Origin of the sequence: Mucilaginibacter psychrotolerans, from assembly GCF_004519315.1 — a bacterium.
GTDB classification, from domain to species: Bacteria; Bacteroidota; Bacteroidia; order Sphingobacteriales; family Sphingobacteriaceae; genus Mucilaginibacter; species Mucilaginibacter psychrotolerans.
Window position 1 is genome coordinate 37546 of the sequence record NZ_SOZE01000027.1, and the last position, 25293, is coordinate 62838.

A 25293-nucleotide genomic window follows, 5' to 3' on the forward strand; every position below is an offset into this window, starting at 1 on the left:
ATAATTCGGCGTAGCAAAAGGCGATGATTGTTTGATAGCAAGGTTAAAACAACCAATTGCCCAAAATACCGTATCGTTTAGCAACATTGCGTCAAAAGTTCGCCAAAACGTATCAACGTTATTTTCAAAAAAAACAAATCGATACTATTGCATCCTTTATTTTCTTTAACCACGAACCTGACATTCTAAAACATCATTATAGTACATGAATAAAATCGTTAATTCCTTTTTGGGTAGGTTAAGCTGTAGCAGCTTGCTTTTATGCGGAGTCTTGCTCACTTCTTTGCCCGCTATGGCCCAGCAAGACCATGCGCCGGCTTACCCCCTGATCACGCACACACCTTATTTTAGTATCTGGTCTAACACCGACAAGTTGAACGAAAGTACTATCGTACACTGGACTGGCAAAAGCCAATCGCTGCTTGGTGTAATCACGGTAGATGGCGAAAACTATCGCTTTATGGGCCAGCCCGCCCCGCAATATAAAACCATACTGCCCGCTGCCGACGAGGTTGCCTACACTTGCCAATACACCTTTACAGCGCCAGGCGATGGCTGGGAGAAAACAGGTTTCGCCGCAGGCGGTTGGAAGACAGGGAAAGCCCCCTTCAGCGATAACGAGCACGCCACCGGCACCCGCTGGACCAGCCGCGAAGTTTGGGTTCGCCGCGCGGTCAATATTTCCGAACTGCCCAAAAGCCCATTAATCCTTCGCTTGTTTCATGATGATGATGTGGAGGTTTACCTCAATGGCAAACAAATATTTGCACGTGGCGGCTCTAACGGCGATCTGCAGATGTTTGCCCTAAGCGATGCTGCATCCAATGCCTTAAAAACCGGCGAAAACGTTTTGGCTATCCATTGCACCAATACCGGCGGTTTAGCTTCACTGGATGCTGGTCTATCCGTAAAGGTTGAAATGCCCGCTAATGACGATATCAAGTTGGCCAAACAAACCAGTGTTAAGATAGATGCCACCCAAACGACTTATGGCTTTACCTGCGGTGGGATTGATTTGAAGGTAACCTTCGCATCTCCGTTGATTATTACGGATATCAAAAAACTGGCCAACCCCGTATCGTACATCAGCTACGAGGTAAAAGCCAACGACGGCAAGAAGCACGCTGTAGATATCTTCCAGACCGTATCTGCGGATGCCGCCGTAAACCAACCGACACAAGAAGTTAAGGCGGAGGCATACACAGCCAAGGGCCTCAAGATACTTAAAGTGGGCAGTACGCAGCAGCCCATCCTGCAAAAAAAGGGAGACGACTTGCGTATAGACTGGGGTTACTTATATGTGGCCACATCATCGCCAACGGCCAGGCAGTATATTACCAATGATGAAGATGCCATAGGCCCGTACCTGAAATCATCGGGTATGAACCGCAGCATTACCGGCACGCACCTCATGTTGAACACGATGCTGCCCTTTGGCCGTGTGGGCAGTACGGCTGTTGAGCAACACCTCGCCTTGGGTTACGACGAATTGTACTCCGTGCAGTACTTCGGCACTAATTTAAAGCCATGGTGGCGCGATACCCCCGGCGCAACCATGGACGGCGTATTGGCGGCCTCGTTCAAAAACTATGCGACAACCCTGCAGGCCTGCCGCGCCACCGATGCTAAAATTTACCGGGGTACCTACCGCGCCGGGGGCGAAAAATATGCCCGCCTTTGCGTTTTGGCTTACCGCCAAAGCCTTGCAGCGCATGCCCTCGTAAAAAGTCCACAGGGTGAATTGCTGTTCCTATCTAAAGAGAATTTCAGCAACGGCTCTATCAACACGGTGGATATTACCTATCCATCGGCACCGCTATACCTGCTGTACAACCCCGAACTGCTTAAAGGTATGATGAGCAGCATTTTTTATTACAGCGAAAGCGGCAAATGGGCCAAGCCCTTCGCCGCACACGATTTGGGCACCTACCCGCTCGCCAACGGCCAAACTTACGGCGAGGATATGCCGGTAGAAGAAAGCGGCAATATGGTGATACTTGCAGGTGCCATTACGCTGGCTCAAAAAGACCCCGCCTTCGCCAAAAAACATTGGAAAACCCTCACCACCTGGACTAACTACCTCGCCGAAGCAGGCTTCGACCCCGGAAACCAACTGTGCACCGACGATTTTGCGGGCCATCTGGCGCATAACGCCAACCTATCTATCAAAGCCATTGTAGCTATTGGTGCTTACGCAAAAATGGCCACTATGCTGGGCGATACTAAAACCGCGGCCAAATATTGCACGCTCGCCCAGGATTTAGCGGCCAAATGGATAGTTAAAGACGATGCCGGCGATCACTATGCACTGGTTTTCGATGACAAGAACACCTGGAGCCAAAAGTATAATATGGTTTGGGATAAGGTTTTGGGCCTTAACCTTTTCCCGCAATACGTTTATGATAAAGAACTCAAATACTACAAAGGCAAGCAGCAGGCATTCGGCCTGCCGCTGGATAGCCGAAAAACCTACACCAAAAGCGATTGGATACTATGGACGGCAGCCATGACCAGCAACCGTACCGACTTTGATGCGCTGGTAAACCCCATCTACAAATACACGCAACAAACCCCAACGCGCGTGCCTTTAAGCGACTGGCACGAAACCACCGACGGCAAAATGGTGGGTTTCCAGGCGCGCAGCGTGGTTGGCGGCTATTTTATGAAAACGCTTAAAGATAAATTGACGGCAAAAAAATAAGTAACAGTTATTTTTTTGCTAAAAAGCCACACACTCGATTTGGGTGCGTGGCTTTTGTTTTTTTAGCCAATATAGGCTATATCTCTAGGTTTTAATCGAATTCTTCAAAAGCCTGATAAACAAGCACCTGGTGCTAATCCACACACAGCATTCATAGTCTGAATACATTTAATACACAATAAATCAGCTACTTGCTATTTATCTTATGCAATCGATTGTAACATTCATGATTAATTAGCAGAAAATTAGTTTTTATGTGCAATATTTGGGTTTACCAAGATGCCATTTATTAAATTATAATATTATCTTTATTGCGTTATAAACACACAATGAGAATAGAGCTGTTTACCAACTAATTACCAATTATATAAACCTCAAAAAATGCGATTAAAAATTACCTTATTGCTCGCGCTGTGCGTTATGCTATTTAGCTTTAGCAAAATACCGGTGAAACCGCGCATACTGGTTTTCACTAAAACCAGCGGCTATCACCACGCCAGCATAGCTGTGGGCGTGCCGGCAATTATGAAACTGGGCCAGGAGAACAACTTCCTGGTCGATAGTACTTCTGATGCCAGCAAAATCAGTGAAGATAACCTGAAGAAATACTCGGCGGTGGTATTCCTGAACACTACAGGCTACATGCTGAACAACTACCAGCAGGCCGACCTGGAACGTTACATGCAGGCAGGTGGCAACTTTGTTGGCGTACACGCCGCTGCCGATGCAGAGTACGACTGGAAATATTATGGCCGTTTAGTTGGTGCTTACTTTGTAAGCCATCCTATGCAACAGGAAGCCGTATTGAAAATCGTAGACAAAAACCACCCATCAACCCGCGACCTGCCAGATACCTGGAAACGTAAAGACGAGTGGTACAACTTCAAAAGCATCAGCCCCAAAATACATGTGCTCATCAACATTGATGAGACGAGCTACAAAGGCGGCATAAACGGTGCCACCCACCCAATGGCCTGGTACCAGAACTTCGAGAACGGACGTTCGTTCTACACCGAACTGGGCCACACAGACGAATCGTACAGCGACCCAATGTTCCTGGGCCATTTACTTGGCGGTATTAAATATGCCATTGGCGATAACAAACCGCTTGATTACAGCAAGTGTACCACCATGCGCGTGCCAGAGACCAACCGCTTTGAAAAAACGCAGTTGATACAAGGCACTTTCTTCGAGCCAACCGAAATGGCCGTATTGCCCAACTTCGATATATTGGTATCGCAACGCCGCGGCGAAATCATGCTGTATAAAAACAGCACCAAAACCGTTAAACAGGCCGGCTTTTTAGATGCCTACTGGAAAACACATACCAAAGGCGTTAATGCCGAAGAAGGCGTATTAGGTTTAAATATCGACCCTGATTTTAAAACCAACCATTACGTATATATCTATTACAGCCCTGCTGATACGTCCGTAAACCGTTTATCGCGCTTCACCATGACGGGTGACACCATTGATAACAAAACCGAAAAAGTAATTTTGCAGCTGTACTCTCAGCGCGAGATCTGCTGCCATACCGGTGGTTCTATCGCCTGGGGTCCGGACCATATGCTGTTCCTATCTGCCGGTGATAACTCTACCCCTTTTGACGAGCCGGGCAAAAAACCATACAATACCCGTGCGTTCGCACCGCTGGATGACCGCCCTGAGTTCCTGAACCATGATGCACGCCGATCTGCGGGTAATACCAACGATTTGCGCGGCAAGATCCTGCGTATCAAAATAAACCCCGACGCTACTTACAGTATCCCCGAAGGAAACTTATTTAAACCAGGTACACCAAAAACCCGCCCCGAAATTTATGTAATGGGCGACAGGAACCCTTACCGTATATCTGTTGACCAGAAGAACGGATTCCTGTACTGGGGTGAGGTTGGTCCGGATGCGCAGAAAGACAGCATCGACACCCGTGGCCCGCGCGGTTACGATGAGTTTAACCAGGCACGTAAAGCAGGTTTCTTCGGCTGGCCGTTCTTTGTGGGCAATAACTATGCTTATCGCCCTTACGATTACGCAACAGGCGTATCGGGTGCACCTTTCGACCCGCTGCACCCTGTAAACGATTCTAAGAACAACACCGGCTTGCGCGAATTGCCACCGGCACAACCGGCATTTATCTGGTATCCGTATGCCGAATCTCCGGATTTCCCGCAGGTAGGTACAGGTGGCCGTAATGCTATGGCAGGCCCGGCTTACTACACCGATATGTTCCCTAAAGCTACCCGTTACCCAGATTACTTTAACAAAAAGGTAGTTTTTTACGATTGGATACGCGGCTGGATGAAATTACTTACCCTTCAGCCAAACGGCGATCTGGATAAGATGGAGCCATTTATGGCAGATACCAAACTAAACAACGTAATTGATATGGAAACCGGTCCGGATGGCAGGATATACCTATTAGAATACGGCAGTGGCTGGTTTGCCAAAAACAAAGATGCCGGCCTGGCCCGTATAGATTACAACAGCGGCAACCGTGCGCCCGAAGTAGCAACAGTGGCTACCAGCAAGGCATATGGTGCACTGCCGTTAACTACTGTGCTTACCGTAAAAGCAACCGACCCTGAGAAAAACAAGATGACCTACGTATGGGATTTGGGCAATGGCGTTAAAAAGACAACTACACTGCCTAAGCTTACCTATACCTACACCAAAAAAGGCAACTTCACCGTTTCGGTTGTGGCTAAAGACGAATACGACGCTATCAGCACGCCGAAAACGATTGCTGTACTGGCCGGCCAGGATTCACCGGATATGAAAGCCAAACTAGCAACCATAAAAGCCAATGCTGCGGGCAAAGCCCTGATGCTGTCGCTGGATTGCAGCGCCTGCCATAAGATCAACGAAAAATCGGTAGGCCCGTCTTTCACCGATGTGGCTAAGAAATACCCGGCCAACGCTGCTTCTACTGCCCACCTGAGCAAGAAGATCGTAAACGGTGGCCACGGTGTTTGGGGCGATGTGGACATGCCAGCCCACCCGGCATTGAAACCAGCCGATACCCAAAAGATCATCAACTGGATATATACACTTAAATAATAAAATCCTTTTCTTTGCAGCGGATATGGTAATAAGCACCATATCCGCTTTTTATTTTAATAATGAAACATCTATATCTATTCTTCCTATTTATGCTGGCCGCGTTTGGCGTAGCATCCGCTCAAAACGGCACTAACTTTACGGGTACAGTTACTACCACAGCCTCGGCCCCGCTATCGGGTGCTACCGTAAGTCTGCTGAATACAAATTATGCTACCACTACCAACCAGCAAGGTAGTTTTACCTTTAAAAACGTACCAGTTGGTAGCTATACCCTACATGTAAGCAGCGTTGCTTACGCAGCTATCAGCAAGAACATTACCATTGGCGCAGGTAATCAACCCATTAGCATACAGCTAAGCGAGGAAAGCAGCCGCCTGGATGAAGTAGTGGTTACGGCGCAGAAACGTGAAGAGAGTGCCCAGCAGGTGCCGTTCAGTATCTCTACCCTATCGGCAAAACAAGTGCAGGAATATAAGATCTGGAACCTGAAAGATATCACCGCCATTGTGCCCAACTTATACTCGGCAGGCCCAGGCGATGACCGTAACGTTACAGGACTAAGGGGCGTTGCCACTACCTCGTACGACCCTGCAGTAGCTACCTATATCGACGGTGTGAACCAGTTTAGCCTGGATACTTATATACCCCAGCTTTTTGATGTAGAACGTGTAGAAGTATTGCGTGGCCCGCAGGGCAGTCTGTATGGCCGTAATGCCATGGGTGGCGTTATCAACATCATCACCAAACAGCCCACCAACCAAACCACCGGCTTTGCCGAGGTAAACTTTGGCAGCTATGGGCAAAAACGTATCAGCGCGGGCATCCGTACGCCGCTGATAGCTGATAAATTGTTCCTTGGTGTTGCAGGCCTTTATAACGGCTTCGATGGTTTTTACAACAACCAATTCAACAACACCAAGCTGGATAAGCAGCATTCGTTTTTGGGCAACTATTACCTGAAATACCTTGCATCGCAAACCTTTGCTCTGACGTTGAACGTAAAGACCTACATCAACCGTAACAACGGCCCCTTTGCTTTATCGGGCTCGCCGGATGATGCTTTAGCAAATCCGTTCCAGGTAAGCCAGAACGCTACTACCAAAATGATCGATAACACGCTGAACGCATCGTTATCAGCAAATTATACCGGCAAGGGTTTCAACTTTACCTCGAACACCGCTTACCAAAAAAACAACCGTTACTATACATTGCCAATTGATGGTGATTTCTCGCCGGCTGATCAGTATAGCTTAATTAACAATTACGGTCCGGACTTTAACAAGGTAAAGGTTACTACACAAGAATTTAGATTCTCCTCACCTGCTTCTGCCACGAAGATTAAGTGGACGGCTGGCCTTTACGGTTTTTACAGATATGCTCCAACTAAAACCGGCACGCATATCGGCGCTGACACCGCTTACCTGGGTGTACCGTTCCCTAACTTTAGCACAATCAACACCAATATCGAACGTAACTACGGTACCGCCTTTTTTGGTCAGGTAACTTTCGCACTCGCCCCAAAAGTGGATTTAACGGCCGGCCTACGTTATGATTACGAGCATAAGAAAGAAGAAGTAAATGGCGAATTAAGGACTGATGGTGGTTACGTTATGGTTACCCAGAACGATACCTCGTCTACCGCCAGCTTCAAAGCATTTACACCAAAGCTTAGCCTGGCTTATCATGTTTCTGATGCCAATAACCTGTACGCAACCTATAGCCGCGGTTTCCGCGCAGGTGGTATCAGTCAGTTAGGTGCCGATCAATCGCAACCGCCACTGTTTGCTTACAAACCAGAGTACAGCAACAACTTCGAAGTAGGCTCCAAAAACTTCCTGCTCGATAATAAATTAAGGGTGAACGTGTCCTTGTTCTACATCTCTATCAACAATGCCCAAGTGCCAACGCTGGTATTACCGCAGGCCATTACGGTAACCAAAAACGCCGGTAAGCTGCATAGTAAAGGTGCCGAGCTGGAGCTGGCTACTACGGCCATCAAAGGCTTCGACATATCGTATAACTTTGGTTATACCCATGCCCGCTATACCGACCTTAACGTGCCCAACAACGGCAGCGTAGTGAGCCTGAAAGGCAACCGCCAGGTTTATACGCCTGATGTTACCTCTATGCTGGCCATACAATACAATTATCGTGTAACCGCAGACGTTAAGCTCATTGCCCGCGGCGAATGGAAATACCTGGGCAAGCAATACTTCGACCTAGGCAACAATGTAGAGCAAAAATCATACAGCCTGTTCAACGCCCGTTTAGGCGTAAGCACCAGGAAATTCGATCTATTTGCATGGGGCAGCAACCTCAGCAACAAACACTATATAGATTATGCTTACGATTTCGGCGCATCGCACCTGGGCAACCCAAGGATGTACGGCGTAACCTTGAGGACGAATTTTTAAAAGCCCCCTCTAATCTCCCCCGGAAGGGGAGACTTTAGCTTCTTTTTAAGTCCTCCCTCCCGGGGAGGATTTAGGAGGGGCACAAAAAAACCGCCCCGGCAAACCGCCGGGGCGGTTTTTTTGTGCCTTGCTGTAAGGCATCACTTCTACCTGCGACTAAGCCAGCAAAAACCAAAATTCGCAAACAGCATGAACCACACAAAAACAGGCTACACTTTAGGGGTAGCAGCTACAGCGCTCCTATTAATATGGATAGGCATTTTTAAATTTACGCCCACCGAGGCAGCAGGCATTAAACCACTGGTAGAGAACAGCTTCCTGATGAGCTGGACGTATAAGATAGGCACAGTACAACAGGTATCCAACTTCATCGGCTTTTTCGAGATTGTGACCGGCACGCTGCTGGTTTCCTCCTTTTGGCAGAGCAAAGCCGGGTTGATTGGCGGCTACCTTACCCTCATCATCTTTCTGACGACGCTAAGCTTCCTGGCGACTACGCCGTGCGTTTGGAAAACGGTTGACGGTGTACCCACTACTGATTTCTTCGTGGTGAAGGACCTCGGCTACCTGGCCATCGGTTTGATGGTTATCGGTACAAATTCGCCAAAAAAATAAAACCGGAGCGGAGTGGTTGACGTAAATAACAATACATCTACCTATAGAAAAACAACCAATGATAAAAGCAGGATTATTAGTAAAACTAACAGCCAAAGCCGGTAAGGAACAAGACGTTGCCGACTTTTTGGAAAGCGCTGTACTGCTACTTGATGGCGAACCGTTAACCGTAAACTGGTTTGCATACCGCATCAGCGAAAGCACCTTCGGCATATTCGATACGTTTGAGGGTGATGAGGGCCGCCAGGCACATCTGGCTGGCAAAGTGGCCGAAGCATTAATGGCCAATGCGCCGCATTTGCTGGCCTTAGAGCCAAGCATAGAGCCGGTAGAGATATTGGCCAGTAAATAAAGAATTTAAGTTAGGGTGTGATAGGGGAAGTCCTCCTGCTTTAGGGCGGGGGCTTTTTTGTTTTAGGTCGGCAATGAAAAGTAGCTATCAAGTTCTTCGCTATCGCTCAGGATGACAGAAGGAGAAAAGTTTGTTATGCTGAGGTACGAAGCATCTGTTAGCCGATATGCATGACCGCTATGCATAGCCACGAGCAGATCCTTCGCTATTGCTCAGGATGACAAATTGGAAAACAAAAAAGCCTCCTGTCCTAAAAAGCAGGGGGCTTTTCAGCTTCAAAATATGCGTTTTATACCTTTTATCAAATAAATTTTTTTTGAATAAATTTTTTGAATTTTTTTATTTAACTTGCTGAAAGATAAACCTTTCACAAATGTTAAAAGTAAACTACAAAGGTCGTAGCAGTGTTTTGCAGGCCGCCATCGAGCAAATTAATTTACTGCTTGAAAATTCTGAATTTTACAATGAAATTTCTGAAAAAGCCACTTTTAAGGAATCTGATGGAACAGTACACAAGATATCGACTCGCTTGCGAGAGCTTGACGAAGAAATAACAGTTACGGGTTACCTCAAGATCAAAGCAATACCGACAACATTTAAGGAAAATCAAATTAAGATAAGTATCACAGAATTGGGGCATGATATACCTAATGCTGTAAAACTTGTTATAATAGAAATTATAAAAAATAAATTTGCTGGCGATGAATCGTCAGAGCTGCCAAAGTCTATCGGTCTTATTGCTGAGGAAATGGCGCGAAATTCAATTTACCGTCAACCAACATATGGGAACACTGTTCAGGGCCTAGATCTTCAACTTGACTTGCATACACAAAAGATCTGTGAAACATACAACGCCTCTTCCGCCGCGACAAGGAGCGTACTTTATCTTCTATTACTGGTAAGTGTAGTTTCGTTACTGGCGGTTTTCAATAGTAACCCCATTTTTAATTGGCCAAATGACAGAATGCATAGTTATGAAAAAAGACGTATTCATGATTTGAGATTGATAGACACTCTGAAACATCAGAGTAATGCTGACACTAAAAACAAGATTAAGATCGATTCGTTAGCAAGGGATACCATACTAGGAAATCAGGAAGAAAGCAATTTCCAAAAAACATACGTAGACTATTTTTCTGTAAAAGTGCCTATCATCGGAATTCAGATTGATTTAAACGACATGGTCGCGATTACAGCGCTATCCTTTGCGATTCTTCTGTACTTATTAAGATTTGCTATAATTCGCGAAAAAAGTAATTTAAAATTAGCGTTCAATTCAATTTCTGAACGTTATCCTGATCATGCGAACTTCAAAGATTTTAAAGAAAAAATAGAGGCAGACCGAAAAACTGAATATTATGGAAAACCCAAGGCTATTAGTTATGAAGATCAAAAAGCAAACAAAGAAATAGCTAAAAAGAAAAAAACAAGCGATTATCAATTCATAGTACCTAAAACTGCGCAGAATCAAATTCCTCCAATACCAGAAAATGCAGAGAAATGGCGGCGGTTAATAGCAGACATCAATTTCACGCGTAGAAGGAGTCATTATAACTTTCTTTCAATGAATGAAATCTTTAATTTACCATACCTAGATATAAGTGAAAATAGGACGCAAGATAAAGGCGTGGTATGGTTGGTCAACCTTTACCTCTATTATTTTTTCTTTTTGATTTACAGTTATATACTTTTTAACGATTTCTGCTCGTATGATAAGGGGTTAATAAAAAATGCTCCACATACCTTTTTTATAATGATAATTGAGATTTTTGGATATTTCGTTGTTTATCGTTTGTGCCAAGCCTGTATCAACCAAAAAACAGCGGTTAGGGTATTATTTTTAGATTTCTATTACAGCCAATATTTTTACGATTACCACAAAACACACTCTACCACGCCTTCGAGGCTTTTTTTTAGGGTTTGGTTCCCCGCGATTTTTCTATTGGTCATGATAGGGATTAGCGTTCTTTATAGACTGTATTTTCCCCATCTATTTAACGAAGGTTTTATCAAAGCGTTCTTCAAATACGGATTTTACTATTGTGATTAAGTAGCAGGTGTATTCGTTTGTGTTTTGAACTCTAATATTAGTCATTGTTTGTCGTCACAGCAGGACCTCCCGGCAGAAGACGTTGTCGATGGGCAAATAAGCGTGAATTGCACTAATATCGCTCACTTTACAAAAAAGCCTCCCGTTAAACAGGAGGCTCTTGTTATATATATAGGTGTTAATATTATTTATTTCCAGCCGCCGCCTAAGGAGCGGTACAATTCGGCTACTGCACTTAACTGAGTACGTTTTACGGTAGCCAGTTCCAGCTCGCTTTGCAATACGTTGCCCTGTGCGGTAATTACTTCGAGGTAATTGGCCAGGCCATTCTTGAACAACAGGTTGGCATTGGCGGTTGCCTGCTGTAGGGTTTTTACCCGGTTGGCAGCTATGGCCTGCTGTTGTTTCAGCTTCTCAATCTTCACCAATGCATCGCTCACTTCGCCTACTGCGTTCAGTACCGATTGGCGGAACTGCAGCACGGTTTTCTCGCGTTCTACCTTGGCAACTTCAAACTGCGTACGCAGTTGTTTCTTCTGGAAGATGGGCTGCACAATGCCGCCCGCTACCGTACCGAACAAAGAGGCAGGCAGGTTGAACCAGTTGCTGGCCTTGAAAGAATTTACGCCACCGCTGGCGGTGATGGTTAATGACGGATACATGGCAGCCTTGGTAATACCCACGTTGGCATTAGCAATAGTAAGCGCCAATTCGGTGCTTTTTACATCGGGCCTGCGGCTTACGACGGCGGATGGCAGGCCTGCCGATAAATTATCGGGGATAGTCAAATCATCTAATTTCGCGCTGCGGGCAATCTTATCAGGCAATTGACCGGCCAGGATGCTCAGGGCATTTTCCTGTATAGTAATGTTCTGTTCGAATTGGGGCACCAGTCGTTCTGCTGCCTGGCGCTGTGCTTCGGCCTGCTGCACGGCCAGGGAGGTAACCTGCCCGGCATCGTACTGTAAGCGGATGATGCGCAGGGTGCTATCGTTCAGCCTTACGTTGCGTTGGGCAATGTTCAATTGTTCATCCAGCATCAGCAGGTTGTAATATCCCTGCGATACACTGGCCACGATATTGGTTTGGATGGCCTTTTTGGCTTCGGCAGTTTGCAGGTATTGGGCCAACGCAGCTCGCTGGCGGTTCTTTATCTTACCCCATATATCTGCTTCCCATGACAACGCAAGGTTGGCAGAGTAATCTTCTACATGGCTGGTGCCGATACCAAACTGGGCGATGCTTAAGCCGGTGACACTGTTGTCGCTGGGGCGGTTGCTGCTGGCGGTAACATTGAGCGCAAGGTTGGGCAGATAATCCCACTTAACCCTGCTAAACAGCAATTGCGACGATTCGATGTTCTTCACCGCTATCTGCATATCGTAGTTTTTGGCTATCGCGCTGTCAATCAGCTTTTGCAGCGTTGCATCGGCAAAAAAGTCTTTCCATTGTATATCGGCAACGCTGGTGGTATCGCCTACGGCTGCCACGTTCCTGAACTCGGCAGGCAAAGCCGGCTTGGGCGTTTCGGTATCTTTCGAAACTGAACAGGCACTTAATACTAAAAGCATTAATGCTGTTGCCCCGTTTATATATTTTTTCATTTTGTGTTTTGTTAAAATTTAGCCTCTCCCCAAACCCCTCTCCGGGAGAGAGGGGCTTAAGATTTTTTTGAACCCTCCCCTCCGGGGAGGGCAGGGTGGGGCTGGTATTTATATCATCTCCGGTTTTAATTCACCTACGTGCTTGTCGCTACCGTCGGTATTCTTATTCCGGTGTCTATCGAATGGTACGCCGCTGATGCGTTCCTGCAAATGCTGGAATATCACGAACAGTACCGGGATGATGAATAAGCCCAGCAATACGCCGGATACCATCCCGCCGGCGGCGCCGATACTGATAGAGTGGTTACCCTGGGCCGATGGGCCGGTGGCTATACTCATTGGGAACAAGCCGAACACGAAAGCGAGCGAAGTCATCACAATCGGGCGTATCCTTAAGCGGGCTGCCTCAATGGCTGAATTGACCAGGCTCATGCCGCTGCGTCGTTTCTGCACCGCAAACTCTACAATCAGGATGGCGTTCTTGGCCAGCAAACCGATGAGCATGATGAGCGCTACCTGTACGTAGATGTTGTTTTCGATACCGGTTAAACCCAATACCGCAAACACACCAAACAAACCGGTAGGGATAGAAAGGATAACCGCCAACGGCAGGATATAGCTTTCATATTGTGCCGATAACAGGAAGTACACGAATACCAAACACAGCAGGAACACTACGGTTGATTGCCCGCCTGATGATATTTCTTCGCGGGTTTGGCCCGAGAACTCGTAGGTAAAACCGTCAGGCAGTTCTTCTTTGGCCGTTTCTTCAATAGCTTTAATGGCATCGCCCGAGCTAAAGCCCGGTTTAGGGATGGCATTTACTTCGATTGAGTTGAATAGGTTATAGCGCGAAGCCGTTTCTGAACCGTAAACGCGGGTAAGTTTCACCAGTGTGTTTATCGGTACGTTTTCGCCTTTATTGTTCTTAACAAATACGCGATCGATAGTGCTTGGGTCGGTGCGGTCTTGCACATCTGCCTGTACCACCACGCGGTAATATTTACCGAAACGGTTAAAGTCTGATGCTTGTGCCGTACCGAAGTAGGCCTGCATGGTAGAGAGGATGTCTTTGACATTTACGCCCAGTTGACTGGCTTTTTCGTCGTCGATATCCAATTGCAATTGCGGATAATCGGCTTTGTACGATGTAAATGCATAGGCAACAGCCGGTTTCTGCATGAGCTTGGCAATAAAATTATTGGTGATGCCGCTGAATTTATCCAGCTTACCGTTGGTTTTATCCTGCAATACTACATCCAGCGCTTCCACGTTGCTAAAGCCTGGTACAGTTGGGAAACTGAACACGAAGAAAGTGCCGCCCAGTACAGCGCCTAATTTGCCGCGCACGATGTTTTGTATCTCGTCGATATTTTTCACCTCGCCCCTATCGTCGGTTGGTTTAAGCAACAGGAAGATTACACCGGCAGACGGGCTGCTGGATTGAGTAAGGAAGTTGAAACCCGATAAAGCGGTTACAAACCTGGCAGATGGCAGCGTTTTCAGCTGGTCTTCGGCTTGTTTGAATATCTTGTTGGTACCGGCAAGGGAAGTACCCGATGGCGTAGAAACCGCAATGGCCACAAAGCCCTGATCCTCAGTTGGGATAAAGCCTGTTTTGGTACGGTTCACCATAAACACGGTAACAGCAATCAGTACGGCAAGGCCTGCCATGCTTACCCATTTATTTTTGATAAGCACTTTTACGCCGCCTATGTACCTATCGGTAATGTAGTTGAAGCTGCCGTTGAAGCCCGCATAAAACTTATCCGCAAAGCCTTTTTTAGGTGCTTCTTTTCCATCGGCAGTATGCTTGTTCTTCAGGAACAGGGCCGCCAGGGCTGGGCTCAAAGTTAAAGCGTTAACCGCCGATATGATAATGGCTATGGCCATGGTAAGTGCAAACTGTTTGTAGAATATACCAGTAGAACCACTCATGAAACTCACGGGCAGGAACACCGCAGCCATTACCAACGTAATCGAAATGATGGCGCCGGTAATTTCGTGCATGGCCTCGGTAGTTGCTTTCTTAGGGCTAAGCGTAGGGTCGTGCTCCATCTTGGCGTGCACGGCCTCAACCACCACAATGGCATCATCTACTACGATACCAATGGCGAGCACCAGCGCAAACAGGGTTAGTAAGTTAACCGAGAAGCCGAACAGGTTCATAAAGAAGAACGTACCGATGATAGCCACCGGAACCGCGATAGCGGGGATAAGGGTAGAGCGGAAATCCTGCAGGAAGATGAACACCACAATGAACACCAGTATGAAGGCTTCTATCAAAGTATGTTCTACCTGCTTGATGGATTCGTCCAAATCGGTTTTGGTGCGATAGAACTGGTTGTATTTGATACCCGGAGGGAAGCTTTTAGAGGCTTTCTCCATCAGCTTATCAATCTGTATCTGTATCTCGTTCGCATTAGAGCCGGATAACTGAATAACACCTAATATAACGCCATCGTGCCCGTCGAGGTTGGTGTAGCTATTGTACGAATAAGCACCCAGTTCTACACGCGCCACATCTTTAAGGTGCAGTACGCTACCATCTGCATTGGCGCGGATAGCGATATTCTGGTATTCTTCGGGCTTGGTAAGCTTGCCTTTATATTTAATTACATACTCGAACGATTGGCTGCTGTTCTCACCGAAACGCCCGGGGGATGCTTCCAGGTTTTTATCCTGTATGGCGGCCATTACTTCGGCCGGGGTAACTTTGTAAGTGGCCATTTGCGTAGGGTTAAGCCATACGCGCATGCTGTAATCCTTAACACCACCAAATACCTGTGCAGAACCTACGCCGGGGATACGTTTTATCTCGGGTATGATGTTTATCTGCGCGTAGTTAGCCACAAAGGTTTGGTTAAACTTGGTGGTATCCTCGGTATAAATGGCTATTGCACCAATAAAGCTGTTTTGCTGCTTGGTTGTTGTAATACCGTATTGCACAACCTCTGCAGGCAGCTGGCTGGTGGCCTGCGACACGCGGTTTTGCACGTTTACGGCAGCCTGATCGGGATCGGTACCTTGTTTAAAGTAAACGGTGATACCCAGCGAACCATCGTTACTGGCGGTAGAGGTCATGTAAGTCATGCCTTCCACACCGTTTATGGCTTCTTCCAGGGAAGGTGTTACCGAACGTAAGATGGTTTCGGCATTGGCGCCCGGGTAAACAGCGGTTACCAATACGGCCGGAGGGGCAATATTAGGGAAACGCTCTAAGGGCAGTTTGCTTAGGCCGAGTATGCCAACGATCACCAATAATATGGAGATAACTGTGGAAAGTACCGGCCGTTCTATAAATTTCTGAAACATGGCTTTTGTATTGCAGAGGCAAGATATAAGAACCAAGAGACAAGACACCTCACGGTCTCCACTCTCAATCCCTATTGGTCTTGACTCCTGATTCTTATATCTTGATTCTTATTTATTAATTACGGGCAACTGCTACAGCTTTATCGGCCGCAACTGGTTGAGGTTGTATCACAGCACCTTCCTGCAATTTATCAATGCCTGAAAGTACGATACGGTCGCCGGCTTTAATGCCGTCTTTAACCAGGTAGTTGTTACCGCTTCTGCCTTCTATGGTAATAGGCAGCTTTTTTACTTTATTGCTATCGGCTACGGCCCAAACGAATACTTTATCCTGCATTTCTACCGTAGCGGATTCGGGAACGATGAGCGCATCCTTGTGCGGCAGGCTCAAGCGTATTTTGCCGGTATTGCCACTGCGCAACAGGCCTTGTGGATTGCTAAAGCTGGCTCTTAAGGTGATAGCGCCGGTAGTTTTATCAAACTGGCCGTCTATCATATCTATATGACCTTGCTTGGCGTATTCGCTGTTATCAGATAATAAAAGCGCAACAGCAGGCAGGTTAGCCAATTTGGCTTTAAGACTTGCGCCGGGATATTGCTCTTTAAAGGCCACGAAATCCTTTTCGCCCAGAGAGAAGTAAACATGCACATCGTGTACATCTGATAATTGGGTAAGCGCGTCAATATCCTGCGGAGAAACCAGGCTGCCTTGTTTTTTGATAAGGCGACCGATATAACCGCTAACTGGTGCTTTTATCAGGGTGTAACCCAGGTTTATTTGCGCGGTAGATACATTCGCCTTTGCCGATTCGATATTGGCAATAGCTACCTGGTAAGCTGCTTTGGCAGTTTTAAGCTGATAATCCGATACTACTTTGTTGGCAACCAGCGGGGTAAGTTTATCAACTTCCAGTTGGGCGTTGCCTGCTGCTGCTTCGGATGCGTGTAAGGCGGCTAATGCATTGTTTAAGGCTGCGCGGTAAGGCTGTTCGTTTATTTTGAATATCGGCTGGCCGGCAGACACGAATGCGCCTTCGTCAACAAATACTTTATCTAAAGCGCCGCTAACCTGCGGGCGAATTTCCACGTTAACCGTCCCTTCTATAGAGGCAGGGTATTCCTGGTAAGTGGTTTGATTGCCCGATGCTACGGTAGTTACGGGCAAAGCCGGCGGCGCGGGGGCTTGCGCCGCTTGTTGGCCCGGCGAGCAACTGAATAGTGCTATCGCTATGATGGCTATTAAGATACTTTTCATGATGATGATTAATTTTGAGTGTGAGTTAGTAGGATTAATTGTTGCCCGAAGGCTATTGATGTAGATGGATTCGTTTGCATTGATGGTATTCATAGTGGTACGATGAAGGGCCTTGTATTATTTCGATTTTGTCAACTTATTGATGCAATGTTTATCAACATTGCATCAATTTGCATGTTATAACATCATTAAATAGTTTAACAGTGTTAAGTAAATGATATGATTGTGTGAATTTAATTTCCATAGTTGTAGTTTTTAAATGTTAATAATGTAGATGCTTTATCTTTATCAATACCAGTCGTGCCGGTGTCGCATTCCCTTTATAACGTTAAGGTGTTATGCTCCTGATGATGCCGGTGATGGCATCGCGCAATACCTGCCTGTTGATCTCATCTGAGTTGCCCCTATCCAGCAAATTGATAGAGACCAAGCCGTGGACGATAGACCAAAACGTATAGTACTTGGTACAGATAATCTCCGATTCTAAATCTTCAATCTTCATCAGCTCGCTGATGGAGCCGGTGATAATGTCCCAGGGTAATTCTGCCTCGGGCAATTTGTTTACCATTTCGCAGGCACAGCTGGTGGTGATACCGAACATGCCCTGATAAAGCTCCTTGTTGGCAAAGGCAAAGTTCCAATAAGCAAGCCACATCGCTTCCAGTTGTTCTGCCGGGCTGTTATGATCGTCTTTAGCTAACTGCAGTTCCTTTGCTAGCTTAAGATAACCCTGGCGGTTTAGCTCTAATAAGATAGCTTCTTTACTTGCAAAGTACTCATATATAATAGGCGCGGTATATTCAATCTTGTCGGCAATCTTGCGCATGCTTAAAGCCTGCCACCCTTCCTCTTTCACTATACGCAGGGCAGCATCCAGGATATTTGCCCTGGTTTCTTCCTTTAAACGTAATATCCTGTCTTTACTTGCCATTTTGCGTTAACAACTATTAAATCATTTAACAGTGTTAAGCAAATGTACAGCGATAAATTAGATTCCGTATAATTTAATTGTCATGAAGTGAAATAAGTCAACTTGGTTTACTAAATAGGTTCTCTGAACTCGAATTTATTGAATTAAACGAATTAACAGAAGGTATGTAGAGGATTAGCTTTTTGCAAAATTCCAAAATCGTTTAACGGCAAAGCCCTCTTGAGCGCCTTTTTAATTAATCCTGCGAAAAATTCGAGTTCAGACAATCTCCAAACTTTCCCTCCTCCCTCCTGTTAAACTTACAAACCAACTGAGTATTGCTATGGCAGATATTGCAAAACGCTTCCCGCAAAATCCTTTACTATCCCCCTCCCATTTAAAACCGAGCCAGGACGGGCTGCATATAGCTTGCCTGCTCAATCCAGGGGTATTCAGGTTCGAAGGCAAAACATGGCTGCTGGTACGCGTTGCCGAACGGCCCCAACAAAGCGAGGTAATTGTTTCCTTCCCGATATTAACCGCAACCGGCGAAACACAGATTATGGAAATTGCTTTAGATGATGCCGACCTGATTGCCACAGATGCGCGCGTAGTACGCTATAAAGGCGTGGATTACCTAACTACCCTATCGCACCTGCGTTTGCTTTGCAGCGATGACGGCGTTAAGTTCTATCAACCAGAAGGCTATCAATACCTGGTTGGCAAAGGGCCGTTACAAACCTTTGGGATAGAGGACTGCCGCGTTACACATTTGGAAGATAAATTCTACCTCACTTTTACCGCCGTAAGCGATAGCGGTGTGGGCGTAGGTATGCGCACCACTACCGACTGGAAGAACTTCGAAGAGCACGGTATGATTCTACCGCCGCATAATAAAGACTGCGCCATTTTTGAGGAAAAGATAAACGGCCTGTTTTACGCCCTGCACCGCCCCAGCAGCGTGGATATAGGCGGCAATTACATCTGGCTGGCACAATCGCCGGATGGCGTGCATTGGGGCAATCATCAATGCATTGTAAAAACCCGCAGCAATATGTGGGACCGTGCACGTGTTGGTGCCGGCTGCTCCCCAATCAAAACCGAAAAAGGTTGGCTGGAGATTTACCACGGCGCCAATTATGAGCATCAATATTGCTTGGGTGCCTTCCTTTTAGATTTAAACGACCCTTATAAAGTGCTGGCCCGCACGCAGGAGCCAATTATGGTACCATCAGAAGGTTACGAGCTTACCGGCTTCTTTGGCCATGTGGTATTCACCAACGGGCATATTGTGGAGGAGGACGGTGATACCATTACTATGTATTACGGCGCTGCCGATGAGCATGTTTGCGGAGCGCATTTATCAATAAAAGAAATATTCGTTGCGATGGGTTTGAGTTAAGAACTTCGTAATTTCGAAAAACAAAACCTCCATAAACCTATGGAAACACAACCCCTTATAGTAGAACGTTTGCTGGCTGCGCCGGCGAGCACAATTTGGGAGGCCCTTATCGATAACGAAAAGATTAAGCGATGGTATTTTCAGCTGGAAAGCTTCGAGCCGCGTGTTGGCTTTGAATTCAGCTTTGCCGGGCAGGGTGCCAAAGGCGAGAAATATATCCATCATTGCCTTATAACTGCCGTTGAGTCTGAAAAGAAGCTAAGTTATACCTGGCGTTATGAAAATTACCCCGGAGATTCGGAAGTAAGCTTTGAGCTATTCCCCGAGGGCTTCCAAACCCTGGTACGCATTACACACAGCGGCCTGGAAACTATGCCACAAGATAGCCCCGATTTCGCACCAGACAGTTTCTCTAAAGGCTGGAATTACATATTGGGCGAAAGCTTAAAGAAGTTTGTGGAAGAGCAATAACCGAACCAACAAAAAAACAGGCCGTTGTTAATATGCAACGGCCTGTTTTTTTATAAAGATAATATTATTTGGTAGGCCTGGCAGGCGGTGTTGTTGGGACTGGTGCAGGTGTACTTGGTATAGGTGCCGGCGTACTCGGCACGGTAGGGTTTGTTGGTGTGCTTGGTATTGGTGCAGGCGTACTCGGTACGGTGGGATTTGTTGGTGTGGTTGGCACCGTAGGGTTTGTGGGTGTAGTTGGATAAGTTGGGTTAGTAGGGTTTGTGGGTGTATTCGGTATAGTTGGTGTTGTAGGATTAGTTGGCATCGTCGGCTTCGTCGGCGTGGTTGGTGTCGTTGGAATAATCGGTGTTGTGGGCGTGGTTGGCTTTGCTGGTGTTACTTTTTGCCTTGGTTTTACTACAGTATCGTTTTTAGGGGTTGGTGTAACTTGTGCCACGGCAGCACCGATAGTAAACGATCCAATAACAGCGAATGTTAAGATTAACTTTTTCATAATATAATTAATTTAATGGTTTATTACATTAACTATAAGATAAATATCGTGCCAAAAAGCCATTATACCATAGTATTGAAATAAATGCCACCAAAATTGTATCACCTGTAAATAATAAACCCGGCTTACTGGCCGGGCTTGGTAAAAAAGATAAACCTGATCTACTCTGTTTTGAGGCTTTTGACCGGGTTGGTTAAGGCTGCTTTTACGCTGAGCCAGGATACCGTTGCAAAGGCAATTACCAGCACCGTTAAAAACGGCACGATAAACAAAACCGGGTTGATACTGATGCGGAAGGCGTAGCTTTCGAGCCATTTGCTGATGGCGTACCAGCCCAGCGGTGCCGATACCAAAAAGGACATTAATATCAGCAGTGCAAAATCTTTATACAGCAGCTGTAATATACCATTTACCGATGCGCCAAGCACCTTGCGGATGCCTATCTCCTTGGTGCGCTGTACAATGGTGAACGATACCAGGCCGAACAAGCCTAAACAGGCTACAAAAATGGCAATTACGGTAAATATGCCGAATACCTGCCCGAAGCGCTGGTCGGCTTTGTATTGGTCATTAAAGTGTTCATCGAGGAAAAAGTAGTCGAACTGGTCGCCGGGGAAGAACGAATCCCAGTTGCTTTTTAAGGCAGCAACGGTTTGCGCCACGTTGGTAGCACTTACTTTTACCGATATATCTCCCCTAACATCGGGTATGCAACGGAAAATGATGGCATCATAAGTATCGCGCAGGGATTGCTGGTGAAAATCATCCACAACGCCTATGATGGTGTAAACATCGCCCCAAAAGTCGATACGTTTGTTCAGGGCCTGTTCCGGCTTATCAAAACCTAAGCGGCGGACGGCGGTTTTGCTAAATACTACGGTTTTAGGGTCGGTGGAGAATTCTTTGGAGAACTTGCGGCCGGCGATCAGTTTCAGGTCGTATGCGGTGAGGTAATCGTAATCGCCGCCGATGATACGGTATTGGTCGGCTGTATTGTCTGGGGCGCCGGTAAGTTTTATACCGCCGGCGTTCCAGCCTACAGGTTCTCCGGGTACGGATGTGGAAACGGTGATGCTTTTGATGGATGGCTGTTTCAGGCATTCCTGCTTAAATGCGCTCATGCTGCGGTAAAAAGAATCTACCTTAACCAGCGGGGCTTTTATTACCAGGGTTTGGTCGATAGTTAGGCCCAGTTTCTGGTTCTGCATAAAATCTATCTGCCGGTACACGGTTAATGCACCAATCAGCAGGAATATAGAAGCTGCAAACTGGAAAATAACCATCCCTTTGCGTAGAATGATACCTTTTGGCGATGTGGTCAGTTTCCCTTTCATCACCTCTATGGGTTTGAATGCGGATAAAACAATGGCCGGGTAAAAACCAGAGAAAAAGGTCCCTACCACGAACATCCCGATTACCGTGGCCCAAAAACCAGGTTTTGCGAATAACGAGAAGCCGATATCTACACCAGCAACATTGGCCATTACAGGCAGGCAAATCGCAATAAACCCTATGGCAAGTAACACCGCCAGTCCGTTCAGGAACATGGCCTCCAGCATAAACTGCGTTACCAACTGGGTTTTGGCCGAACCCAGCGTTTTGCGCACACCAACCTCCTTAGCGCGACCAATGCCGCGGGCCGTTGCGAGGTTGATGTAGTTGATCCAGGCTATGATGATTACGAAAATGGCGATGCCCAGTAACAGGTAAACAGATTTGCCATCGCCATTCGCTTGTATCTCGAACATGCGGTTAGAGTAAAGGTGGATGCTCGGCATGGGCTGCAGCGTATATATAGCGCTCGCGCCCGAACTGGCAATTTGTTGGTAGGCTTTTTTTACGATGGGTAAAAATTTACTTTCAACCGTTTTAGGGTCCACGCCTGGCTTTAATAATAGGTAGGTGGTGCAGCCATCGTTATACCAGGCATTATCCAGGTTATAGCCATCCCTTGGCGGATTTTCTTTCAACAGGGTGCTGTAAGATTGCAACACCTCGAAATTCAGGTGCGTGTTAGCCGGCATGTTTTTCATTACACCGGTAATTTTGAGCAGTTTGGTGGTATTAAGTGTTAAGGTTTGCCCAATTACATCAGTACTATGGAAAAGCTTCATGGCCACATCTTCCGAAATCACCACCGAGTTCGGCTCTATTAAGGCGGTTGCCGGATTGCCACTTAGCAAGGGGTAGGTAAATAGTTTGAAAAAGGCGGGCCCGCAGTAGAAGTCCTTCTTGATGACGAGTTTCTCGTCCTTATAATTAGCCAGCGCGTCGCCCGCGGGAACCAGCTTTACAAAATCCTCTACTTCGGGTACTTCGGCTTTAAAAGCGCTGCCCGCAGCAAAAGCTCCGCCCGCCCATTGGGTGCTCAGCTTGCCTTTATCGTATCTGTCCTGGTTAACGCGGTAAACGCGGTCTTTATTCACATGAAAATTGTCGTAACTCAACTCAAAGCTTACGTACTGCAGTATAAGCAAACAAGCCGCCATACCAATGGCCAGGCCAAAAATATTGATAAAGGAGAACGCCTTGTTTTTAGAGAGGTTACGGAACGCAATAAGGAAATAGTTTTTGAGCATGGCTTATCAGTTTGGTAATACGGATAAGGCTAAAACGATACCAAAAATACAACTATCTAAATATCAGCGATATAATCAAAATAAAAAACTCCTAATGCGTTCGGATTTAATACATGGGGTGTACGATATCGAACAGTAAAGGCTTTTTTTGAGTAAACACGAATTTCACGAATTAAGAAAAATTTTCACAAGCCTACAGAGTAGCTGTGTCGCCAATTTTTCAATTAATTATTCAGTTTGCTTTGAAAGATTTGTGAAATTCGTTTCAATTAGAATAATTCGTGTTCACTCAAATTGAGTAAACACGAATTTCACGAATTAAGAAAAAATTTCACAAATCCACCTGAGTAGCTATGTTAAATTGTTCCATCCGTTTTTTAAAAATTCGCGAAATTCGTTTCAATTAGAATAATTCGTGTTTGACTTGTCCTGATATAGGTTTACCCAAAAATAGTGTGACCATGGAATATTCAGAGAAAAAAGCGTTAGCAATAAAGGAATACTTTGCAGGCGGGACGACTTCAACTAAATTAGGGCTGAAATACGGTTTCGGGAATGCAAGCGTATCCAGATGGGTTGCTATGGAGAAGAAAAAAAAGAGAAAATTTGAGGAGTATGCAGCGTCTATCCGGGCAGTGCGGGAGGGTATGCCAACGGATGTCAAGGCATTGCAGGAAGAACTTCGTATGGCCCGGTTGAATATCAGCTTATTGGAGGCGATGATAGACATATCTGACGATCAGCATGGCACTGACATCAGAAAAAAAGCTGGCACCAGGCGGTCATGAAAGTAGAGCAAGCCTTGGGCGGCAGTTTGTCCAGGCTATGCTTACTGTCTGGTTATTCCCGCCAAGCTTATTATAAAAGGCGTTTATTGGAAGAGCATGTGCCCCTCAAAGAGGATTTACTGGTTCAGCAGGTTATAGGCTACCGGGAGCTACAGCCTCATATTGGTGGCCGGAAGCTATATTTCCTGATGGGCCCCTTTATGAAGTTGCATTGTTTGAGTATAGGCCGGGATGGTTTCTTCAGGATGCTAGGCAAGTATGGGTTGCTTAACAAGCGTCGGCGCGGTAAGCCACAAACTACCGATTCGAACCACTGGATGAAAAAATACCCTGATCTGTCCAAAAAACTGGTGCCTGTACGCTCTGAACAGGTATGGGTGAGCGATATCACATATCTTGAACTCTGTAACCAGGATGCTTACCTAAGCCTTATAACAGATGCGTATAGCCGCAAGATAGTTGGCTTCTACGTGAGCGAAAGCCTTGCTGCCGAAGGCTGCATATGTGCGCTGCAAATGGCTCTGGATGGGCGTAAAGGCAATGAAGAACTTATGCACCATTCGGATAGGGGGACGCAATACTGTTGCAATGATTATGTGAAAATGCTTCAGGATAATGGAGTTAATATCAGCATGACACAAAGCGGAGATCCGAGGGATAACGCGATTGCTGAGCGGGTGAATGGTATCCTGAAAATGGAGCTGTTAAAACCGTCTTTTACGGATTTGGATGACGCAAGGGCCGCAGTAATGCAAGCGGTAAACATTTACAACTATCTGAGGCCGCACAGCAGCATATCGATGTTAACGCCGGCGCTGGTGCATACCCGGAAACTCAAAGTAAAACGCTGCTGGAAAAATTATTATAAGAAGAAACCAGGGAAGGAGGCTGTAAGGGAAGGGTAAGTTATCAACAAAAAAGGCGCATCTTTTAAAAAGAAAAAAAGAAGCAAAAAAAGAAAAACGTGTTAGGATGTGGACAACGCTACGCGTTCCCCACATCCTAACACGACAAACAAACAATAATAGTTTTATCTTTATAAAATACTGTCAACCTTCATTAGGACGAGTCAGTTCATTCAAATTGAGTAAACACGAATTTCACGAATTAAGAAAAAATTTCACAAATCCGCCTGAGTAGCTATGTTAAATTCTTCCATCCGTTTTTTAAAAATTCGCGAAATTCGTTTCAATTAGAATAATTCGTGTTCATTCAAATTGAGTAAACACGAATTAAGAAAAAATTTCACAAATCCGCCTGAGTAGCTATGTTAAATTGTTC

Annotated in this window: 16 protein-coding genes; 10 read left to right on the top strand and 6 right to left on the bottom strand. The window is 46.1% G+C overall.

Features of this window, described 5'->3' with window-relative positions:
• Positions 1 to 205: 205 nt before the first annotated feature.
• From E2R66_RS21105 to E2R66_RS21130, 6 genes are all read left to right on the top strand, one after another.
• Positions 206 to 2701 carry a glutaminase family protein gene (locus tag E2R66_RS21105; protein WP_133234471.1) on the top strand — a complete coding sequence of 832 codons (2496 nt, stop codon included), beginning with the start codon at positions 206 to 208 and terminating at the stop codon, positions 2699 to 2701.
• Positions 2702 to 3082: 381 nt separating this feature from the next.
• Positions 3083 to 5758: a ThuA domain-containing protein gene (locus tag E2R66_RS21110; protein ID WP_133234473.1), complete on the top strand. Its 2676-nt coding sequence runs from the start codon at positions 3083 to 3085 to the stop codon at positions 5756 to 5758.
• 62 nt (positions 5759 to 5820) lie between these two features.
• Entirely contained in the window at positions 5821 to 8175 is a 2355-nt protein-coding gene (locus tag E2R66_RS21115) for a TonB-dependent receptor (protein WP_133234475.1), read from the top strand.
• Positions 8176 to 8364: 189 nt separating this feature from the next.
• Entirely contained in the window at positions 8365 to 8790 is a 426-nt protein-coding gene (locus tag E2R66_RS21120) for a DUF417 family protein (protein ID WP_133234477.1), read from the top strand.
• 58 nt (positions 8791 to 8848) lie between these two features.
• Positions 8849 to 9142 (top strand): putative quinol monooxygenase, encoded by a 294-nt coding sequence (locus E2R66_RS21125; protein WP_133234479.1) that lies wholly within the window; start codon positions 8849 to 8851, stop codon positions 9140 to 9142.
• A 373-nt stretch (positions 9143 to 9515) separates the two neighbouring features.
• Positions 9516 to 11192 carry a hypothetical protein gene (locus E2R66_RS21130; RefSeq protein ID WP_133234481.1) on the top strand — a complete coding sequence of 559 codons (1677 nt, stop codon included), beginning with the start codon at positions 9516 to 9518 and terminating at the stop codon, positions 11190 to 11192.
• A 188-nt stretch (positions 11193 to 11380) separates the two neighbouring features.
• Here E2R66_RS21130 and E2R66_RS21135 read toward each other — a convergent pair whose 3' ends face one another.
• The 4 genes from E2R66_RS21135 to E2R66_RS21150 form a co-directional block, all read right to left on the bottom strand.
• Complete coding sequence (locus E2R66_RS21135) at positions 11381 to 12796, bottom strand: efflux transporter outer membrane subunit (RefSeq protein ID WP_133234483.1); 1416 nt, start codon at positions 12794 to 12796, stop codon at positions 11381 to 11383.
• A 108-nt stretch (positions 12797 to 12904) separates the two neighbouring features.
• The gene (locus E2R66_RS21140; protein WP_133234485.1) at positions 12905 to 16111 is read right to left on the bottom strand and encodes an efflux RND transporter permease subunit; all 3207 of its coding nucleotides are present in this window, start codon (positions 16109 to 16111) and stop codon (positions 12905 to 12907) included.
• A 115-nt stretch (positions 16112 to 16226) separates the two neighbouring features.
• Entirely contained in the window at positions 16227 to 17366 is a 1140-nt protein-coding gene (locus E2R66_RS21145) for an efflux RND transporter periplasmic adaptor subunit (protein ID WP_133234487.1), read from the bottom strand.
• A 328-nt stretch (positions 17367 to 17694) separates the two neighbouring features.
• Positions 17695 to 18297: a TetR/AcrR family transcriptional regulator gene (locus tag E2R66_RS21150; RefSeq protein WP_133234489.1), complete on the bottom strand. Its 603-nt coding sequence runs from the start codon at positions 18295 to 18297 to the stop codon at positions 17695 to 17697.
• Between the two features lie 322 nt (positions 18298 to 18619).
• On the opposite strand from E2R66_RS21150, the gene E2R66_RS21155 reads away from it, so the two are divergent.
• Together E2R66_RS21155 and E2R66_RS21160 are read left to right on the top strand one after the other, a co-directional pair.
• Complete coding sequence (locus E2R66_RS21155; RefSeq protein WP_133234491.1) at positions 18620 to 19678, top strand: glycoside hydrolase family 130 protein; 1059 nt, start codon at positions 18620 to 18622, stop codon at positions 19676 to 19678.
• 39 nt (positions 19679 to 19717) lie between these two features.
• Complete coding sequence (locus E2R66_RS21160; protein ID WP_133234493.1) at positions 19718 to 20149, top strand: SRPBCC family protein; 432 nt, start codon at positions 19718 to 19720, stop codon at positions 20147 to 20149.
• A 64-nt stretch (positions 20150 to 20213) separates the two neighbouring features.
• On the opposite strand, the gene E2R66_RS28475 is transcribed toward E2R66_RS21160, so the two are convergent.
• Both E2R66_RS28475 and E2R66_RS21170 read right to left on the bottom strand, forming a co-directional pair.
• Complete coding sequence (locus tag E2R66_RS28475) at positions 20214 to 20645, bottom strand: hypothetical protein (RefSeq protein ID WP_158288470.1); 432 nt, start codon at positions 20643 to 20645, stop codon at positions 20214 to 20216.
• Positions 20646 to 20806: 161 nt separating this feature from the next.
• Positions 20807 to 23224, bottom strand: a complete 2418-nt coding sequence (locus E2R66_RS21170) for an ABC transporter permease (protein WP_133234497.1) — start codon at positions 23222 to 23224, stop codon at positions 20807 to 20809.
• A gap of 461 nt (positions 23225 to 23685) precedes the next feature.
• On the opposite strand from E2R66_RS21170, the gene E2R66_RS21175 reads away from it, so the two are divergent.
• On the top strand, positions 23686 to 24012 hold the full coding sequence (locus E2R66_RS21175; RefSeq protein ID WP_133234499.1) for a hypothetical protein: 327 nt from the start codon (positions 23686 to 23688) through the stop codon (positions 24010 to 24012).
• Complete coding sequence (locus tag E2R66_RS21180; protein WP_133234505.1) at positions 24009 to 24917, top strand: IS3 family transposase; 909 nt, start codon at positions 24009 to 24011, stop codon at positions 24915 to 24917. Before E2R66_RS21175 ends, E2R66_RS21180 begins: the two co-directional genes overlap by 4 nt.
• The last annotated feature ends 376 nt before the right edge of the window (positions 24918 to 25293 follow it).

Coding starts and splice junctions, on each gene's coding strand:
- E2R66_RS21105 (WP_133234471.1), top strand. CDS start 206: ATGAATAAAATCGTTAATTCCTTTTTGGGTAGGTTAAGCTGTAGCAGC.
- E2R66_RS21110 (WP_133234473.1), top strand. CDS start 3,083: ATGCGATTAAAAATTACCTTATTGCTCGCGCTGTGCGTTATGCTATTT.
- E2R66_RS21115 (WP_133234475.1), top strand. CDS start 5,821: ATGAAACATCTATATCTATTCTTCCTATTTATGCTGGCCGCGTTTGGC.
- E2R66_RS21120 (WP_133234477.1), top strand. CDS start 8,365: ATGAACCACACAAAAACAGGCTACACTTTAGGGGTAGCAGCTACAGCG.
- E2R66_RS21125 (WP_133234479.1), top strand. CDS start 8,849: ATGATAAAAGCAGGATTATTAGTAAAACTAACAGCCAAAGCCGGTAAG.
- E2R66_RS21130 (WP_133234481.1), top strand. CDS start 9,516: ATGTTAAAAGTAAACTACAAAGGTCGTAGCAGTGTTTTGCAGGCCGCC.
- E2R66_RS21135 (WP_133234483.1), bottom strand. CDS start 12,796: ATGAAAAAATATATAAACGGGGCAACAGCATTAATGCTTTTAGTATTA.
- E2R66_RS21140 (WP_133234485.1), bottom strand. CDS start 16,111: ATGTTTCAGAAATTTATAGAACGGCCGGTACTTTCCACAGTTATCTCC.
- E2R66_RS21145 (WP_133234487.1), bottom strand. CDS start 17,366: ATGAAAAGTATCTTAATAGCCATCATAGCGATAGCACTATTCAGTTGC.
- E2R66_RS21150 (WP_133234489.1), bottom strand. CDS start 18,297: ATGGCAAGTAAAGACAGGATATTACGTTTAAAGGAAGAAACCAGGGCA.
- E2R66_RS21155 (WP_133234491.1), top strand. CDS start 18,620: ATGGCAGATATTGCAAAACGCTTCCCGCAAAATCCTTTACTATCCCCC.
- E2R66_RS21160 (WP_133234493.1), top strand. CDS start 19,718: ATGGAAACACAACCCCTTATAGTAGAACGTTTGCTGGCTGCGCCGGCG.
- E2R66_RS28475 (WP_158288470.1), bottom strand. CDS start 20,645: ATGAAAAAGTTAATCTTAACATTCGCTGTTATTGGATCGTTTACTATC.
- E2R66_RS21170 (WP_133234497.1), bottom strand. CDS start 23,224: ATGCTCAAAAACTATTTCCTTATTGCGTTCCGTAACCTCTCTAAAAAC.
- E2R66_RS21175 (WP_133234499.1), top strand. CDS start 23,686: ATGGAATATTCAGAGAAAAAAGCGTTAGCAATAAAGGAATACTTTGCA.
- E2R66_RS21180 (WP_133234505.1), top strand. CDS start 24,009: ATGAAAGTAGAGCAAGCCTTGGGCGGCAGTTTGTCCAGGCTATGCTTA.